Source organism: Photobacterium swingsii (assembly GCF_024346715.1).
GTDB classification, from domain to species: Bacteria; Pseudomonadota; Gammaproteobacteria; order Enterobacterales; family Vibrionaceae; genus Photobacterium; species Photobacterium swingsii.
This window is the reverse complement of sequence record NZ_AP024852.1, coordinates 2,847,003-2,864,104: the sequence shown is the minus strand read 5'-3', so window position 1 is coordinate 2,864,104 and position 17,102 is coordinate 2,847,003. Positions and strand designations below refer to the sequence as shown.

The 17,102-nt window shown below is 42.2% G+C and carries 14 protein-coding genes; 7 read left to right on the top strand and 7 right to left on the bottom strand.

The features are described from left to right. Window positions 1–81: 81 nt before the first annotated feature. The 5 genes from crr to cysZ all read right to left on the bottom strand — a co-directional run bounded on the left by crr (window position 82) and on the right by cysZ (window position 4,865). A complete protein-coding gene (crr, locus tag OCU77_RS12960) occupies window positions 82–591 on the bottom strand; it encodes a PTS glucose transporter subunit IIA (protein ID WP_048898183.1) in 510 nt (169 codons plus the stop codon). Between the two features lie 43 nt (window positions 592–634). After that, the gene (gene ptsI / locus OCU77_RS12955) at window positions 635–2,362 is read right to left on the bottom strand and encodes a phosphoenolpyruvate-protein phosphotransferase PtsI (RefSeq protein ID WP_048898184.1); all 1,728 of its coding nucleotides are present in this window, start codon (window positions 2,360–2,362) and stop codon (window positions 635–637) included. Window positions 2,363–2,417: 55 nt separating this feature from the next. Beyond that, a complete protein-coding gene (locus tag OCU77_RS12950) occupies window positions 2,418–2,675 on the bottom strand; it encodes an HPr family phosphocarrier protein (RefSeq protein ID WP_048898185.1) in 258 nt (85 codons plus the stop codon). 312 nt (window positions 2,676–2,987) lie between these two features. Continuing rightward, a complete protein-coding gene (gene cysK, locus OCU77_RS12945; protein WP_048898186.1) occupies window positions 2,988–3,956 on the bottom strand; it encodes a cysteine synthase A in 969 nt (322 codons plus the stop codon). 147 nt (window positions 3,957–4,103) lie between these two features. Then, the gene (cysZ, locus tag OCU77_RS12940; RefSeq protein WP_048898187.1) at window positions 4,104–4,865 is read right to left on the bottom strand and encodes a sulfate transporter CysZ; all 762 of its coding nucleotides are present in this window, start codon (window positions 4,863–4,865) and stop codon (window positions 4,104–4,106) included. Window positions 4,866–5,323: 458 nt separating this feature from the next. Here cysZ and zipA point away from each other — a divergent pair, with 458 nt between their 5' ends. From zipA to OCU77_RS12925, 3 genes are all read left to right on the top strand, one after another. Further along, window positions 5,324–6,712 (top strand): cell division protein ZipA, encoded by a 1,389-nt coding sequence (gene zipA / locus OCU77_RS12935; RefSeq protein WP_053111778.1) that lies wholly within the window; start codon window positions 5,324–5,326, stop codon window positions 6,710–6,712. 120 nt (window positions 6,713–6,832) lie between these two features. Beyond that, window positions 6,833–8,848 (top strand): NAD-dependent DNA ligase LigA, encoded by a 2,016-nt coding sequence (gene ligA / locus OCU77_RS12930; protein ID WP_107302752.1) that lies wholly within the window; start codon window positions 6,833–6,835, stop codon window positions 8,846–8,848. A gap of 560 nt (window positions 8,849–9,408) precedes the next feature. Continuing rightward, window positions 9,409–10,539 carry a porin gene (locus OCU77_RS12925; protein WP_048898188.1) on the top strand — a complete coding sequence of 377 codons (1,131 nt, stop codon included), beginning with the start codon at window positions 9,409–9,411 and terminating at the stop codon, window positions 10,537–10,539. Between the two features lie 187 nt (window positions 10,540–10,726). On the opposite strand, the gene OCU77_RS12920 is transcribed toward OCU77_RS12925, so the two are convergent. Beyond that, entirely contained in the window at window positions 10,727–11,404 is a 678-nt protein-coding gene (locus tag OCU77_RS12920) for a YccT family protein (RefSeq protein WP_048898189.1), read from the bottom strand. 657 nt (window positions 11,405–12,061) lie between these two features. Between OCU77_RS12920 and OCU77_RS12915 the strand changes: the two genes are divergently transcribed. From OCU77_RS12915 to gltX, 3 genes are all read left to right on the top strand, one after another. Then, a complete protein-coding gene (locus tag OCU77_RS12915; protein WP_048898190.1) occupies window positions 12,062–13,201 on the top strand; it encodes a porin in 1,140 nt (379 codons plus the stop codon). A 69-nt stretch (window positions 13,202–13,270) separates the two neighbouring features. Further along, window positions 13,271–13,921, top strand: coding sequence for a YccT family protein (locus tag OCU77_RS12910; RefSeq protein ID WP_048898191.1), 651 nt, complete (start codon window positions 13,271–13,273; stop codon window positions 13,919–13,921). 142 nt (window positions 13,922–14,063) lie between these two features. Next, a complete protein-coding gene (gltX, locus tag OCU77_RS12905; RefSeq protein WP_048898192.1) occupies window positions 14,064–15,494 on the top strand; it encodes a glutamate--tRNA ligase in 1,431 nt (476 codons plus the stop codon). Window positions 15,495–15,575: 81 nt separating this feature from the next. Here the strand turns inward: gltX and OCU77_RS12900 are convergent, their stop codons facing one another. Continuing rightward, on the bottom strand, window positions 15,576–15,752 hold the full coding sequence (locus tag OCU77_RS12900; protein WP_162845622.1) for a hypothetical protein: 177 nt from the start codon (window positions 15,750–15,752) through the stop codon (window positions 15,576–15,578). Between the two features lie 424 nt (window positions 15,753–16,176). On the opposite strand from OCU77_RS12900, the gene OCU77_RS12895 reads away from it, so the two are divergent. Next, window positions 16,177–16,716, top strand: coding sequence for a phosphatase PAP2 family protein (locus tag OCU77_RS12895; protein WP_048898193.1), 540 nt, complete (start codon window positions 16,177–16,179; stop codon window positions 16,714–16,716). The last annotated feature ends 386 nt before the right edge of the window (window positions 16,717–17,102 follow it).

The following is a 17,102-nucleotide window of genomic DNA, read 5'->3' as shown; positions in this document are numbered from 1 at the left end:
TATCTGCAATGTATTTGAGCATAGCTCAGATACAAAAACGCCACCCGAAGGTGGCGTTTTTTATTTAAGATTTAAACAATCTTATTTCTTGATGCGTAGAACTGGAGTTTCACCCACAGTTGTAGCACCAGATAGCTTGTTCAACTCTTTGATTTCGTCCATGTTAGAAATAACAACAGGCGTTAGAGTTGATTTAGCTTTCTCTTCAAGAAGCGCTAGATCGAATTCGATGATAGTGTCGCCAACTTTAACTGACTGACCTTCTTCAGCGATGCGAGTAAAGCCTTCACCTTTTAGTTCAACAGTATCGATACCGAAGTGAACGAAAAGCTCGATGCCGTCGTCAGATTCGATAGAGAAAGCGTGGTTAGTTTCGAAAATTTTACCGATAGTACCGTTTACTGGTGCAACCATTTTGTTGCCAGCAGGTTTGATAGCGATACCGTCACCAACGATTTTTTCTGCGAATACAACATCTGGCACATCTTCGATGTTTACAATTTCGCCAGATAGTGGAGCAATGATTTCAATTGCACCAGCTTCGCTGCTATCGTCAGAAACCAGCTTCTTTAGTTTGTCAAACAGACCCATATTGTTGCTCCTAAGCGTTGTTATTTTACCTGTGACTATTCTATTAGCACATGGTCTTTTCTGCGATGAATTTTTCTACGTGGGCTTCGATTTCAGCCGCGGTTGGAAGAGCAAGTGCATGCTCAGCCATCGCTTTAACATCAGCAAAGTTAGCGTTGCGGATAACTTTCTTAATGCGAGGAATCGAAATAGCACTCATGCTGAACTCGTCTAGACCCATACCAAGAAGAAGTAGGGTTGCACGCTCATCACCTGCTAGCTCACCACACATACCTGTCCACTTACCTTCTTTATGAGAAGCATCGATAACTTGCTTGATCACGGTAAGTACTGCAGGTGATAGTGGGTTGTAAAGGTGAGAGATCATCTCATTACCACGGTCAACTGCTAAAGTATACTGGGTTAAGTCGTTTGTACCAATGCTAAAGAAGGCTACTTCTTTCGCTAAGTGGTGTGCAATTGCAGCTGCTGCTGGCGTTTCAACCATAACACCGATTTCGATGTTTTCGTCAAACGCAAGTTCTTCAGCGCGTAACTCTACTTTGTACTCTTCGATTGCGGCTTTCAGTTCGCGGATTTCCTCTACAGAGATAATCATTGGGAACATGATACGGATTTTACCGTGAGCCGATGCACGTAGAATAGCACGTAGTTGGTCGCGAAGAATTTGACGACGGTCTAAGCTGATGCGAATTGCACGCCAACCCAAGAATGGGTTCATTTCTTTTGGAAGATCTAAGTAAGGAAGATCTTTATCACCACCGATATCCATAGTACGGATAATCACTGGTTCACCGTGCATAGCTTCAGCAACATCTTTGTAAGCTACGTATTGCTCTTCTTCTGTTGGAAGTGCATCACGGTCCATAAATAGGAATTCTGTACGGTACAGACCAACGCCTTCACCGCCGTTACGGTTAACGCCGTCACAGTCTTTAACTGTACCGATGTTACCACATACTTCTACTTGCTTACCGTCTAGGGTAATAGCTGGTAGGTCTTTCAGTTTTGCTAGTTCTTCTTTTTCAGCTAGGTATTCATCGCGAGTGGCTTTGAATTGCGCTAGTTCGTCTTCAGAAGGGTTGATAACAATTTTGTTATTGATACCGTCTAGCATTAGCATGTCGCCATTTTTCACTTTCGCTGTAATATCGTTAGTACCAACGATAGCTGGAAGCTCTAGTGAACGCGCCATGATAGATGTGTGAGATGTACGACCACCGATATCTGTGATGAAACCCAGTACGTAATCAAGGTTGATTTGTGCTGTTTCAGATGGTGTTAAGTCGTTAGCAACAAGGATAACTTCCTCGTTGATTGCGCTTAGGTTAACAACGTTAATGCCTAATGCATTTTTAACAAAACGTGTACCGATATCGCGGATATCCGTTGCACGTTCTTTTAGGTATTCATCGTCAAGTGATTCTAGCGTTACCGCTTGCTCTTCAATGATAGAGTGAATAGCAAAATCAGCTGATGCGTTGTTTTCTTTAATGAAGGCTATGATTTCTTCTTCAAGCTCCTCATCTTCAAGCAACATGATGTGACCTTCAAAGATCGCTTCTTTCTCTTCACCAAAGGTGACACGTGCTTTTTCTTTGATTACTTCTAGTTGCTCTGCAGATTTTTTTCGAGCGTCGAAGAAACGTTGAATCTCGTTTTCGATCTGGTCTGCTGGAATAGATGATTTATTTAGGACAATCTCATCTTCTTGCAGAAGTAGTGCTTTACCAAAAGCAATACCAGGAGATGCCAGGATACCTGAAATCATAGCCTTACCTTAATTTGTTCTATAAAAACTAGGGACTTAACGAAGAAATTGCAACTTAGTGCAATGTATCCATTAGAGCAACAAGGTGGTCAACTGCTTCTTGAGCTTGTGCGCCTTCAGCAGAAATTGTTACTAGAGTACCTTTTACTAGGCCTAGAGTTTGTAGTTTGAATAGGCTTTTCGCGCTTGCGCTTTTACCGTTAGAAGTAACAGTAATGTCAGCGTCGAATGCTTTAGCTTCTTTTACGAATTGCGCTGCTGGACGAGTGTGTAGGCCGTTTTCTGCAGTGATTTCAACTTGCTTCTGATACATTTTTCACCCCGATATTTGAAATATTATGTAATCTTTGCGTAAAAATATTTTAGCTTATAGTGACTGAGATGGTTTGTTTATCTCGATGAATAAATTAACCAACTGCGCGTCATAATTGCTTAATCCAAGTCAAAGTTTGATGAGTTATTTTGCCTTGGTCACATCAAATGGACTGTTTTATGTCCTTTTATTTTGATGCTAAAAATAAAACGCCTCGGTTTTATAGTAAAACCTCGTTTAAAAAGCAACAAAAAAGCCCCTTGAGGGGGCTTTTTTCGTCAACAAACTGTCATGATTCACTTAAAAGTGTGATCACTGTTGGGTTTCTTTTTCTGTGAAGATACCCGCAAATAATGCTGTCGATAGGTATCGCTCACCCGAACTTGGTAAGACAACAACGATATTTTTATCTGCATATTCTGGACGCGATGCGATGTTATTCGCAGCCACAACCGCTGCACCTGATGAAATTCCCGCCAAAATACCTTCTTCTTTCATGAGGCGTTGCGCCATTTCAATCGCATCATCTGAGCTGACAAGTTCAACTTCATCGATAAGGTCTAGTTCAAGGTTACCTGGAATGAACCCAGCGCCAATACCTTGGATTTTGTGTGGTGCGGGTTGAACAGCATCACCATTACGCACTTGAGTAATCACAGGTGATTCACTTGGTTCTACAGCCACGGTCGTAATCGCTTTACCTTTGGTTTGCTTAATAAAGCGGCTCACACCCGTTAGCGTGCCACCAGTACCGACACCAGACACAAAGACATCGACTTCACCATCAGTGGCTTCCCAAATCTCAGGGCCTGTGGTTTTCTCGTGGATCTCTGGGTTGGCTGGGTTATTGAATTGTTGAAGCAATAGGTAGTGTTCAGGGTTCGACGCGACAATCTCTTCGGCTTTTTCAATTGCCCCTTTCATGCCTTTAGCGGCTTCCGTGAGCACTAGATTAGCGCCTAAGGCTTTGAGTAGCTTACGACGTTCTAGGCTCATGCTTTCAGGCATAGTCAGCGTCAGTTTGTATCCACGCGCAGCTGCAACGTATGCAAGGGCAATCCCTGTATTACCAGATGTTGGCTCTACAAGTTCAATACCTTCTTTTAGGGTACCTTTTTTCTCTGCATCCCAAATCATGTTGGCGCCGATACGGCATTTCACACTGAAGCTAGGGTTGCGTGCTTCAATTTTTGCTAACACTTTGCCATTACTGACACGGTTCAGGCGAACCAGTGGAGTGTTACCGATAGTAAGAGTGTTATCTTCGTAAATTTTGCTCATGATTGCCGTTCCTTCGTAACACGTTTCAACTTAAGACACACTAAGCATAACCTTGTTGCTGCGTTTGCAAAGTAATAAATCGTTATATCTTATTGTTATAAAAAGTATAACGATTAAAGACACTTTGATATTAGCTTTTCGTAGGCTTTACGACTGAGCATAATCCTTTCGGTAGTGGTCAACCCACATTGCAGTTGCACCACACACGGCAATTGGCATCACAAATAAATTAAGAATCGGGGTCATGGTAAATAGCATCACGAGGCTACCAAAGCTCAATGACTTACCACGCTTCACTTTTAGTGCGTCTCGCATCGATACGAACGGGACTTTGTGATTATCAAACGGATAGTCAGCATATTGAATCGTCATCATCCATGCGCTGAAAAGAAACCACAGTACAGGACCAACGGTTTGGCCAACCGCAGGGATCCATAACAAGATCAGTAACCCCAGCGCTTTAGGTAGGTAGTATTTTAGCTTTACCCACTCGCGGTGCATGATTCTCGGTATATCCTTCAGCAGATCTTTTACACTGGTATCAGGCAGTTTTTCACCGGTTAACTTGGCTTCTAACTGTTCAGCTAGTAGGCCATTAAAAGGGGCGGCAATCCAATTTGCGATGGTGCTAAAGAGGTAAGAGAAAATCACTAATGTAGCAATAGCCAATAGTGGCCAAAGTAAGTAGCTCAACCAATCCAACCATTCAGGCAGCATGGTTAGCCACCCTGTGATCCATTGGTCAAGTTGAGAAAGGACAAAACCAAAAGCACTACCAAATAGTATGATGTTAACTAAGAGTGGCATCAGAACAAAACGGCGAGTTCCGGGCTCTAACGCCAGCGATAATCCGCGAAAGAAATAGCCAGCACCACTGATAGGGTCTTTTATTGGTGAGTGTGTTTGCATATCTGCTCCTTGTTAAGGCTCGTCATTGTGAAATAAACAAAAGAGGTTGAGCCAAATAGCATGTTAACGAGGAGTAGCGGCGATAAGCAAATATTCGATCTTTTGTTGGTGCTTAGCGCTAAATATTAACGCACCGCTTAGCTTGAAAAATAACCAAAAGTGCGCTCAAAGGCACGATATTTGATGATTATACGGTTAGAAGTTCTCATTATTTAGTGAGTTTTGGTAGAGTAAAGCAACCAGCATGTATTCTTTACCACAGTGATTGGGTTGCCAGACTGAGGAAAGGTTAGGCTTAAAGTAATAAGTTGTGATCTTTATTACGCTCTGTCAATGTCAGTGTGCTAATACGTAATGTTGGATTGAGTTAGTCACTGAGTATGGTAATACTTAGGTCTGGCGAATACATGTTTAACACGTTACCCCGATGGGTTAACAAGCTAATTTCAGAGTATTGTATGCAGGAATTGCGTCTGGTTCTTATTATTGTTGGTGCGCTGATGATCTCCGCGCTATTGTTGCATGGTCTTTGGACAAGTCGAAAAGAAAAACCGACTAAGTTTGGTGATAAACCAAAGCCTGTAGGTAAACTCGATGGTCAAAAGTCGCTTGATAACGAAGGTTTTGATCAAGATGGTGTTGGTGCTGTCCGCGTGAAAGGTAGTGAGAGTGAAGAGCCAACGCCTTATTTTCAATCGGAACCCGTTAAAACCGGCTCTGTTAACTTTGGCGAAAAAATCGATGCAGATCCTCTGTTAGACACTCCAACACCAACAGTGAACCGACATGAAGCCACTGATCTTCCTGCCATGTCAGCGAAGTCGGCTCCTGAGTTTGCCCCTCAGCCTGAGGTTGCTACTGCTCCTCAAGCTGCAGAAAACCCATTTGCTCACCCTGCAGAAGCCCCGGTGGTTCAGCAACCAGCACCTGTTCAACAACAGGTTACGCCCGAAGTGGCGGTGCAAAGCCAAGCTGCGGTAGCTCAACCAACTGTTTCTCAGCCTGTGCCTAAAACAAACAAGGATAACGAACCTGGTTTGGGTAATTTAGACATTGTGACAGGCTCTTCTGATGTGGTTAAGCAAGAGCCTATTGAAACGAACACATCACAGCACCTTGCTCAGCCAGTGATGGCGACAAGTACATCTGTGGATGCTTCACAAGATGCCGTCGCAGAGCCTGCACTAGATACTAATACTGTGATTGTTTCTGAGACTGAAATTACTTCTCAGCCTGCACCACAGCAAGACATGAAAATGCCAGAGCAGGCGTCACAACCTTCTCCTGAACCTGTGATTGAAGAGCGCTCTTCTCAAGAAAGCCATGTTCAAGAAAGTGCTGTTCAAGAGCATCGTGTTGAAGACGCGATTATTGAAGAGAAAGTGGAAAGCCCTGTTGAACCTGAAGTGGTTGCACCTGAGCCAGCACCACTTGAGCGTTCTTACATTGCTTTAAACATTCATGCGCGTAATGGTGAATTACTTCGAGGCGTGAAATTATTCAATAGCCTTGAGCAAAATGGCCTTATTTTTGGTGAAAACTCGGTTTATCACCGCCATGCCGATAAAGCAGGTTTAGAGCCCGTTATTTTCACTGTTACCAACATGGTACAACCGGGTAACTTCCCACAACAAGATATCGAAAACTTCGAAACACCGGGCATTGCTTTTTACTTAATGTTGCCTTGTCACGGCCGTGCTGATTTGAACTTCAATATGATGCTACAAACCGTTCAGCAAATTGCGGACGAGTTAAGTGCTGATGTGCTGGATCAAGATCGTAATATGATCACACCGTATCGTATTTCAGAATACCGTGAGAAAGCGAAGTTCTACACCCAAGCTTAAGCTTGAGTGTTACCCCAATGGTTTATGACGGGCTCCTCAGGGAGCCCGCTTTTTTTATAGAGTAGAACAGGCCTGCACCTTATCGCGGCTTGATAATTATGTGAGTGAATAGGATTAGCCATGAGTCTTGATATTCAGCAGCAGCTTACTGAGTTGCGTCAACAGCTTACTTATCACGGGTATCGTTACTATGTTGAAGATAACCCAGAGATCCCAGATGCTGAATATGATCGTTTGATGCAACAGCTACTGGCTATTGAAGCCGAGCACCCTGAGTGGGTAACAGATGACTCACCAAGTCAGCGAGTCGGTGGTACACCATTAGACGGCTTTAGCCAAATAAAGCATGAATTACCTATGCTTTCGCTTGATAACGCTTTTAATGATGAAGAACTTCAAGCATTCGAAAAAAGACTGTTAGATCGCTTACCTTCAGAGCAGCAGGTTACTTATTGCGGTGAGCCTAAACTGGATGGCCTAGCTGTTAGCTTGATGTATGAAAACGGTGTATTAACCCAAGCAGCAACACGCGGTGATGGTACGACCGGTGAGAACATTACGGCTAACGTACGCACAATCCGCTCAATACCATTAAGACTCCGTGGTGATGACTGGCCTGCTCGTTTGGAAGTGCGTGGCGAAGTCTTTATGCCTAAAGCCGGTTTTGAAGCGCTAAATGAACGTGCTTTAAAGAAAGGTGAAAAAACATTCGCCAACCCTCGTAACGCTGCAGCAGGTAGTTTACGTCAGCTCGATTCTAAAATTACCGCTTCACGCCCGCTCAGTTTTTATGCTTATTCAGTGGGCGTTGTTGATGGCTTAGAGCTTGCGCCTAGCCAATATGACCGCCTATTACAGCTTAAAGGCTGGGGCTTACCTATGTGCCCTGAGATCCGTCCGCTAACGAGTATCCAAGCTGTAATCGCTTACTATCAAGAGATCGGTGAGCGTCGCGATTCGCTACCTTACGAAATTGACGGTGTGGTCTTTAAAGTTGACACTATTAGTTTGCAAGAGCGTTTAGGCTTTGTCGCTCGTGCACCGCGTTGGGCAATTGCGTATAAGTTTCCTGCGCAAGAAGAAATGACAGTGCTTAATAATGTCGAATTTCAGGTTGGACGCACAGGGGCTGTTACACCCGTAGCTAAATTGGAGCCTGTATTTGTCGGTGGCGTTACAGTGAGCAATGCTACCTTGCACAATGCCGATGAAGTCGCACGTCTGGGTGTCATGGTTGGTGATACTGTCATTATTCGCCGTGCGGGCGATGTGATTCCGCAAATTGTGTCTGTGGTAGAGTCTCGTCGCCCTAGTGATGCAAAACTTATTACTTTCCCTACTGATTGTCCTGTGTGTGGTTCGCGAGTTGAGCGTGTCGAAGGTGAAGCGGTTTCTCGTTGTTCTGGTGGCCTATTTTGCCAAGCGCAGCGTAAAGAAGCGTTAAAGCACTTTGTGTCGCGTAAAGCATTAGATGTTGATGGCTGTGGCGAAAAGGTGATTGAACAGTTGGTGGATCGTGAAATGGTTGCAACACCAGCCGAACTATTTAAGTTATCGGCGGGTGTCGTGACGGTTTTAGATCGCATGGGTCCTAAGTCGGCGCAAAAATTAGTGGATTCACTGGCTGCTTCTAAAGTGACGACCTTACCGCGTTTTCTATACTCGCTAGGTATTCGTGAGGTAGGTGAAGCCACTGCGGCAAACTTGGCCAATCACTTCGAATCTTTGGATGCAATAAAAATTGCGACCAAAGAGCAGCTCATTGAAGTGAGTGATGTTGGCGATATCGTTGCCGAACACATCTACAATTTCTTCCGTGAGCAGCATAATACCGATGTGATTGAGGATTTACTGCAAGTGGGAATTGAATGGCCGGCGATAGAGAAGCTAGAAGAAGGTGTCGAGCGCCCATTAGAAGGCAAAACTGTGGTTTTAACAGGGAGTTTGTCACAACTTGGCCGTTCTGAAGCCAAAGAGCTACTGCAATCTATGGGAGCAAAAGTCACGGGTAGCGTTTCTAAAAAAACGGATTTGTTGGTTGCAGGTGAAGCCGCAGGGTCTAAATTAGCTAAAGCCCAAGAGCTTGGAATTGAAATTTGGGATGAACAAGCATTAGTTGATTTTACACAACGTTAATTCTCGTCAATATTATTAAATATTAGTCTAAATACCTGCCTTTCAATGCGCATCTGATTAATTTCAAGGTGCGCATTTCTTTTTTGTAGCACATCATAAAATATATTCCGGCCTAAATGACTAAACGCGATTAGTACTATTTCTGCTTTAAAAATATGATCTGTGATCAATGCGATCTTTACTATGTAAGCCGTTTAAGCGTAGTAATGTTTTTACGTGTCTTCTCACGTTTGATGTTTTTTTATATTTGTAACTCATTGTTTTATAGGTGGTTGGTAGGTTATTGATAATAAAATAAGAAAACATTTGAAGTGGATCACTGTTAACAGCAAAGTTTGCACTGAGTCATATTTTTTAAACAATAAATTAAGTTCTAATTGATGTTTTGCGCTGCGAAAGTAGTCTAGTTAGTGAAGTGAACGGTGACGTTCATAAACTAAAAAAATATGATTTAGCTGATTTTAGAAATTTAGCTTACATATTGGGAGAGTTACTTGATGCCATCGGCGGCCAACCTTTTAAGGCTCAAGTAAACAGCTAGTATATTTAGGAGTTATTCCATGGAAAATGTATTCAAACGTTCAGTTCTTGGCGTTGCTGTAGCAGCTGCAGCAATGGCTTCAATGTCAGCAAATGCTTACGAAATCGGTCAAAATAATGATTTCAGTGTTGAAGTATACGGTGTAGCAGCAATCTCGATTGTTAACTACGACATTACTGAGAATGGCGCAGATACTGCAACAGGCTATGACTACGAAAACGAATCTCGTATTGGCTTCCGTGCTGGTAAAGAGATGTTTGATAACGTTGAAGTTTTCATGCAGGTTGAATCGGGTTATGTAGGTGAAGACGGTACAGGCGGTACATTAGGTAACCGTGATACTTTCCTTGGTCTTAAAGGTGACTGGGGTAAAGTGCGTTTCGGTCGTATGTTAACACCTATGTACGAAGTGATTGACTGGCCATACGCTAACCCAGGTCTTGGTGCATCATGGGACTGGGGCGGTGACGTGAAATATAACCGTGATCGTCATGGTGATATGGCTCGCTACGATTCACCTTCATTCGGTGGATTTACGTTTAACCTTGCAACAGGTCGTGGTGACAAAGCTGTTGAAGGTAACAACTGGTTTGGTGGTGCAGCGCACTATACTTTTGCTGAAATGATCACACTACATGCGGCATTCGAAACTGAATCAGATCGTCAGCTTGAAGAAGCTAAAGCAGCGACTGATGGTTCTTGGAGCTACAAGCCAAATGGTGACCAAGATAAGTGGACTCCAGGTGAAGCGGCTAAAGATGCTGTAATGGCTGATACTTTTGGTTACTTAGTAGGTTTTGAAGCATCACTTCCTGCAGGTTTTGGACTTGCGGGTGCTTATAAAGCTGGTGAAAGTAAAGTTCAAAACGGTGATAAATCAGAGCAAGCTTCTTACGCTGTGATTGGTCAATACTGGAATGGTCCATGGGGCTTCAAACTAGGTTACACAGCTAACTTAGAATCTGAAACTGCAGGTGTTAAACAGAATGATGAAGATAGCATCATTTCTGGTCAGCTAATGTATGTTAAGAATGGCTTTGTTCCTTACATCCGTGTTGCTCAACGTGACCTAAAAGCAGCTAACGATAAAGGTAAAATCGACGAGACTGATATCTTTGTTGTTCGTGTAGGTCTTGAATACGGTTTCTAAATCGTAATTCAAACTTAACATTCTTGAAAATGGAGGCTTAGGCCTCCATTTTGCGATCTGATATTAAATAAAAGAATCATGCGGGATTAACAGTTTGGGGGGAAATATTAAGGTGGATTAAGTGTTAGGTGCTGGAATATAAGGAAAGGAGAAAGCTCCTTAGTGAAAAGGAACTTTCATCAAAAGATTATAGGTTTTGGACTGCCCAGCTAATAAATTCTTTTTTAGTTTCTTTATCGGCTTGATTGAAAAGAGTTTGTAGTTGCTGTTTGATTGGCGCTTCACTTTGAGTCGAAACATTCGTTTTTGACTGTTTTGGCGCTGGTTCTACTTTATGAGTTACTGCCGTAGCCGTAGCCGTAGCCGTAGCCAGTGCAGCTGGACCTCCTAACTTATTATATTGTTTCACATATTCATGATAGTCATGTGAAATCGAAAGTCCTTTTAATTCAAGTTTATCATGTTTAAACGGGATGTTTTTACCAGCTGTTGTTTGCACATTCACTGTCGGTGAATAGTTGAATTCATTTGCTTGCTCTACGCGGCGAAAGTTCGGGATCTCTAATTGCAATGATGAATTTTCAGCAGAAAACGTCAGTATATAAGGAGAGGAACGGAAGCGTTCGCTTTGTTTGTCTCCTTTATAAAAGTACTGATCAATCTGGTATACGATTTGGTTCTCGCCATTATTAAACGTTAGTTTGTCATCGGTAGCAAAAAAAATATCAGTAATATTTTTTGATGGGTCTTGCTCATTGACAGCCAGCAGCCTGACATTATCTGGTAGTTGAAGTGTCACTTCTGCAAATGCTGATGAAGCTAATGGCAAGAGCGCAACTGCAAGGGCAATGTGTTTTACCTTCATTCTTTTTCTCCCTGAAGGACTCGCAATGTATTAGCGGTTGTCCATCCATAGTTAATTCGTACCACGATTTTACGTTGCTTATTGCTGACAAAAAAGTTTATTCCAGCATAGAACTGGTGAACTCAGACATCAGTCACACGATCCAATTCCTTTCTATTTCCTTCTTGTTTCATTGCATTATCAATCAACTAAATAAGGTGGGTGTTCTTGCATCCATTTGCTTGATATCTAAATTACGATAAAACACTGGGTTTTAAATAAGTTCATATTTTCCTAAATGAGTTCGATATAGATCACTTTTTTGACCCATAAAAAAACTAAATAACGATCTTCTTGTATAAAAACATCTAATTTTTTAACGTTTTTCACCTCTATTGCATATAAAAGTGAGACTTTACCCGCGGAATCTATTTTTCTGGCCTCCTTATGTTTAATTATGTTTTTTGTTTAAGTGTCTAATTTTAAAGTGTTTATGTTTTTTTACTTAGTCTGTTTTTGAAGGGGTTCAAGATTTTACTTTGAATATATTTGCGTTGTGAAAAAAGCTTGTAGTCTTATCCACGTTCTCAATATGAAACATTAAATTTCATTGTGCTAACCTTCGGCGGCCACTGAGGTAAGTGCATGAATTCAGCTATATTTTTTAGGAGTTTTTCCATGAGTAAATTTTTCAAACGTACCTTATTAGGCGCAGCTATTGCGACTGCTGCACTGGCAACGGTCCCTGCTCAAGCTAGTGAGAGTGGTGCTAAGTATGAACACAGCATTTACGGTTTGATTGCCATGCAGGTGGCACATCGCGACTATGATCACGAGAAAAATAACGAAGGCGTGCAGTTTAATAATGAGTCACGTTTAGGCTGGCGTGGTACTGCTCAGTTCGATCAGTTGCAAGATTGGACTTTCTTATGGCAGATCGAATCTGGTTACGTAGATGAGTCGTTTGCGGGTGAAAACGGTGGTAATGGCTACTTAGGTCGTCGTGATACTTTTGTCGGCTTTGAACACGATAGCATTGGTAAAATACGTCTTGGTCGTGTGTTAACACCTATCTACGAATTGATTGACTGGCCTGCTACAAACCCGGGTATGGGTAATGTTTGGGATTGGGGCGGTAATATTGGTGGTAATAACTTCAACGATCGTCAATCTGACACTATCCGTTGGGATACCAATGAGCTGTGGTCTGGTTTTACTATGGATATTGCCGCTGGTGCAGGTGAAGATCGTGCAGGGGCAACGGATAGTTCTAAAGCATCAAGCAACTACTGGCACGGTATGGCCGCGCATCAACAAGTGAAAGGCGATTGGGGATGGGCGCAGTTCGATTTGGCTTACGAAATGAACTACGACACGCTTGATAAAACCAAAGGCAAATTTAAAGACACTTTCTGGAATAACCAAACCTACTTGATGGGTGCGCAAGGTGGTTTCTCTAATGGCTTAGGTTACTTCGCTTATTACCGTATCGCAAAAGCGGATAACAACACGTTTAATCAAGACGAGCGTGAAGATTCATACTCAGTTGGTCTAACGTATACGTTTGATAAGTGGCAAGCCAAAATTGCTCGTGCAGAAAACCTTGGTCTAGATGTAAATGGTAAAGAGATTGCCAACACCAAAGATAACGTGACCTCGGTACAAATGATGTACTTTGTCGACACCAACGCAGTGCTTTATGCGCGTTATGCGATGAATGACTTAGATCGTGTAAATGCAGATGATAAAGGCTATGAAGGTCGTTGGAAGTCAGATAGCTTTAATGAAGCATCTGTCGGTGTTGAATACTGGTTCTAACATGCTGAATAAAGTTAAATAATACAATGATTAGGGCGAGGTTATCTCGCCCTTTGCCGTGGAGGTTTTATGAGAAAGTTAATTGTTGCCTTAACCCTTTTGGCTGGTTCCTTGTCTTGGCAAGTGAGTGCAGAGAGCACACTGACATTTAATAAAGAGATAGGCCCTTTGGTGCTCAATGGTAGTGAGGTTGCGACGGACATCTTTTCATCACCGAGTAAACTAACGTTAGAAGCGGGTACTAACCAAGTCTTATTTGCACTGGGGCAGTTAGTGGTTGAAGACGGCCGTCGGACTAAATTTAATTCCGTCCCTTTTATCCTGCGTTTTAGTGCGCCAACCGATGATGTTGTTTTGTCATATCAGCCATTTAGAACCATGGAAGAAGCAAAGAAGTTTGATCATGACCCTCGTTTTGTTCTGAAGTCAGCGTCAGGTGAAATGATCCCATTTCAGCTTGAGTCATTGCATGTAAATGGCATGCAAGGAATGAAAAATTACGAAAAAGCGGTTCAAAAATACAATCAAAAAGGCACGGGTATTGCGGTTCTATCTACCGAGCAGCTTGCCCCTGTCGGTAAGCCATCTGTTAAGCCTAAAACCGTAAATGCAGCCTCATCACAAAGAGCGATTTTGGAAGCGGGTTTTAATGACTTATCAGCTCAAGAGCAACAAGCCTTTATGATGTGGGCCATGAAAAACTTGAAGAACGCATCTTAAGTGACAGTGACCGATGATATAACGCGTTAATTAGCTAAAGGATGATGATTGTAGAATTGAGTGACAGTGTTAAAATAACGCCCAATTATGGGCTTATAGCGGTAACGCTGTCAGTCGATCCAGTCACTTTAAGGTAAATCAAATGACGATTAAAACTCGTTTTGCACCAAGCCCAACTGGCTTTTTGCACGTAGGTGGTGCCCGTACTGCATTGTACTCATGGCTATTTGCTAAAAAACAAGGCGGTGAATTCGTTCTACGTATCGAAGATACTGATCTAGAGCGCTCTACTCAAGAAGCTATCGATGCCATTATTGAAGGCATGGAGTGGATCGGTCTTAACTGGGATGAAGGTCCTTACTACCAAACAAAACGTTTTGATCGTTACAACCAGCTAATCGATCAGCTATTAGCTGAAGATAAAGCATACAAGTGTTACTGCCCGAAAGAGCTGCTTGACGAGCTACGTGAAGAGCAAATGGCTGCGGGTGTTAAGCCTCGCTATGATGCAAACCACCCTAAAATTGTTGCGGCAAATGCGGCAGCAACAGAAGCATCACCATTCGTTATTCGTTTCCGTAACCCGAAAGAAGGTACGGTTGTTTTTGATGATAAAGTACGTGGCCGTATTGAAATCTCAAACAGCGAATTAGATGACCTGATCATTCGTCGTACTGACGGCAGCCCAACGTACAATTTCTGTGTAGTGGTTGATGATTGGGATATGGGTATTACTCAAGTTGTTCGTGGTGAAGACCACATCAACAACACCCCACGTCAAATTAACATCTATGAAGCACTAGGTGCACCAGTTCCTGAGTTCGCTCACTGTGCAATGATCCTTGGCGATGATGGTGCGAAACTATCTAAACGTCACGGCGCTGTCAGTGTGATGCAATACCGCGATGACGGTTACCTACCACAAGCACTATTGAACTACTTAGTGCGTTTGGGTTGGTCTCATGGTGACCAAGAGATTTTCTCTCTAGAAGAAATGATCAACCTGTTTACACTAGAGTCTATTAGTAAATCTGCATCAGCATTTAACACTGATAAACTACTTTGGTTGAACAACCACTATATTAAAACCGCTGAACCTGAATACGTGGCTAAGTACCTACAATGGCACTTAGATCAAAAAGAGATCGATACAGCGAACGGCCCTGCGATCACTGATGTTATCAAGCTAGTGGGTGAGCGTTGTAATACGCTGATCGAGCTTGCTGAGCAGTCGCGTTACTTCTACCAAGATTTCAGTGAATTTGAAGCCGGTGCTGCGAAGAAGCACCTTCGTCCAGTTGCTAAAGAAGCACTGGAACTTGCTCTAGCTAAAGTTGAAGCTGTGTCTGACGATGCATGGACCACGGAAAATCTTCACGATGTGATTAAATCAACATGTGAAGACCTAGAGCTAGGTATGGGTAAAGTGGGCATGCCATTGCGTGTTGCTGTTACTGGCCAAGGTCAGTCGCCATCGGTTGATGCTGTGATGCAACTTGTTGGTAAAGAGCGTGTTATGGCACGTATCAAGCTAGCACTTGCTTTCATTGCTGAGCGTGAAGCTAACGCATAACGCAATAATAAGCTGATATAAAAACGGGCGTAGAGGTGACTCTATGCCCGTTTTTTTATGCTTCACGCTATATGCGGCAAGCTATAGATTATTGCGTTGCTTATAGTTATCAACACACACCCAGAAGTTACTGGATGTTGCGCAATATTGCATTGCACCTTCAGGAATATCTTCAGGTGTACCTGAGAGGGTGTAAGCAGAAGTAGCAAAACTCGCAGTAAGTAATAGTGCTGCGCATACCGAAGTTATCTTTTTCATGTCGTATCTCCCTTGGATTTATCCAATATAGATCACGTATGGTCTGATGCCATTTCAGTGATACTCATAAATAGTAGATTAAGATCATATTTTTCATACATTAATAAGCGATTTTTTGCTTACTTTATAAAAAGAACTGTTTTTTAGATGATTTATTTCATCAGAATGACACATTGGATGTAATTAACATATTTGTAGTTTATATGCTTTTGTGACCTCTCAGACGTTGACAAGTATTTACTTACTTCTTACAATCGCGCTGCACGTGTAAAAAAACAGTGTTTAATATCTACAGTTGTATTTGTAATTTGTGTTGTATCCAAACGACTTCATGCTTATGCAGTAGATTTTTTATTTCTCATATTGAGATGCCATTGATGGTGCCTTGTTATTTTCAAGGCTTAGTGTTGTTGAAAGGTAAAGCATGAAAATAAAGTCAGGAGTTGTTGCTCTTATATTAGCAATGACGACATGTTCAGCGTCTGCCCATAATAAAAATTTAGAAAAATATGGGGACATAGCTCAATTTGGTATTCCACTTACTGCTGGTGCTATCTCTTTATATAAAGGCGATACAGAAGGTTTATTTCAGTTAGCAGAAGGTGCGTTATACACTGCGGTTGCAACACATGCGATCAAATTCTCTGTTAATGCAGAACGTCCTAACGGTGGTGATCACTCATTCCCATCAGGGCATACTTCTGCGGCAACACAAGGTGCAGCGTATCTTCAATTCCGTTATGGCTGGGAGTATGGCGTTCCTGCATACGCAGCTGCGGCTTTAGTTGGTTATTCACGTGTCGACAGTAAACACCACTACTGGCGCGATGTAGTGGCAGGAGCCGCATTAGCGACAGGGATTCAATATGTTGTTTCTGAGATGGGTTACTCAATGAGTAACTACGTGATTTCACCTTATGTAAAAGGTGACGAGGTTGGTTTGTACGCAAGCATTAACTTCTAAATCATTAAGCTAAGAATTTAGAGAGGAGCCTATCAGGCTCCTTTTTTATTTGTGTTGATTTGATCTTATTCCGTTTATTTGACGAATTATCAATTATCGTCAATATTTTGGCGGGCTTGTTTGACGGTATTAACTGATGATTTTTATTTTATCTTAACGGTGTTGGCTTTCAGATAATAAGATCGTAGAGAAAAGTACAAATCAAAAGATACAAAGCCAGTAGCGTGGAATGTTTATTTATCTGTATATAAGGAATAGGCGTCATTAATTAATGTGCAATTGTTTTTATATAATGTGAGCCATATTTAACCGTAGCTGGAAAATAACGAAAAATAGCTGCAAATATACATGGTACGTAACTAGCTATTATATTTATTCTTTACGAT

Excerpts from the sequence above, each read along its gene's own strand:
- ligA (WP_107302752.1), top strand. The coding sequence starts at position 6,833 with ATGAGTCTTGATATTCAGCAGCAGCTTACTGAGTTGCGTCAACAGCTT.
- OCU77_RS12925 (WP_048898188.1), top strand. The coding sequence starts at position 9,409 with ATGGAAAATGTATTCAAACGTTCAGTTCTTGGCGTTGCTGTAGCAGCT.
- cysZ (WP_048898187.1), bottom strand. The coding sequence starts at position 4,865 with ATGCAAACACACTCACCAATAAAAGACCCTATCAGTGGTGCTGGCTAT.
- OCU77_RS12910 (WP_048898191.1), top strand. The coding sequence starts at position 13,271 with ATGAGAAAGTTAATTGTTGCCTTAACCCTTTTGGCTGGTTCCTTGTCT.
- OCU77_RS12915 (WP_048898190.1), top strand. The coding sequence starts at position 12,062 with ATGAGTAAATTTTTCAAACGTACCTTATTAGGCGCAGCTATTGCGACT.
- OCU77_RS12920 (WP_048898189.1), bottom strand. The coding sequence starts at position 11,404 with ATGAAGGTAAAACACATTGCCCTTGCAGTTGCGCTCTTGCCATTAGCT.
- OCU77_RS12895 (WP_048898193.1), top strand. The coding sequence starts at position 16,177 with ATGAAAATAAAGTCAGGAGTTGTTGCTCTTATATTAGCAATGACGACA.
- OCU77_RS12900 (WP_162845622.1), bottom strand. The coding sequence starts at position 15,752 with ATGAAAAAGATAACTTCGGTATGCGCAGCACTATTACTTACTGCGAGT.
- ptsI (WP_048898184.1), bottom strand. The coding sequence starts at position 2,362 with ATGATTTCAGGTATCCTGGCATCTCCTGGTATTGCTTTTGGTAAAGCA.
- zipA (WP_053111778.1), top strand. The coding sequence starts at position 5,324 with ATGCAGGAATTGCGTCTGGTTCTTATTATTGTTGGTGCGCTGATGATC.
- gltX (WP_048898192.1), top strand. The coding sequence starts at position 14,064 with ATGACGATTAAAACTCGTTTTGCACCAAGCCCAACTGGCTTTTTGCAC.
- OCU77_RS12950 (WP_048898185.1), bottom strand. The coding sequence starts at position 2,675 with ATGTATCAGAAGCAAGTTGAAATCACTGCAGAAAACGGCCTACACACT.
- crr (WP_048898183.1), bottom strand. The coding sequence starts at position 591 with ATGGGTCTGTTTGACAAACTAAAGAAGCTGGTTTCTGACGATAGCAGC.
- cysK (WP_048898186.1), bottom strand. The coding sequence starts at position 3,956 with ATGAGCAAAATTTACGAAGATAACACTCTTACTATCGGTAACACTCCA.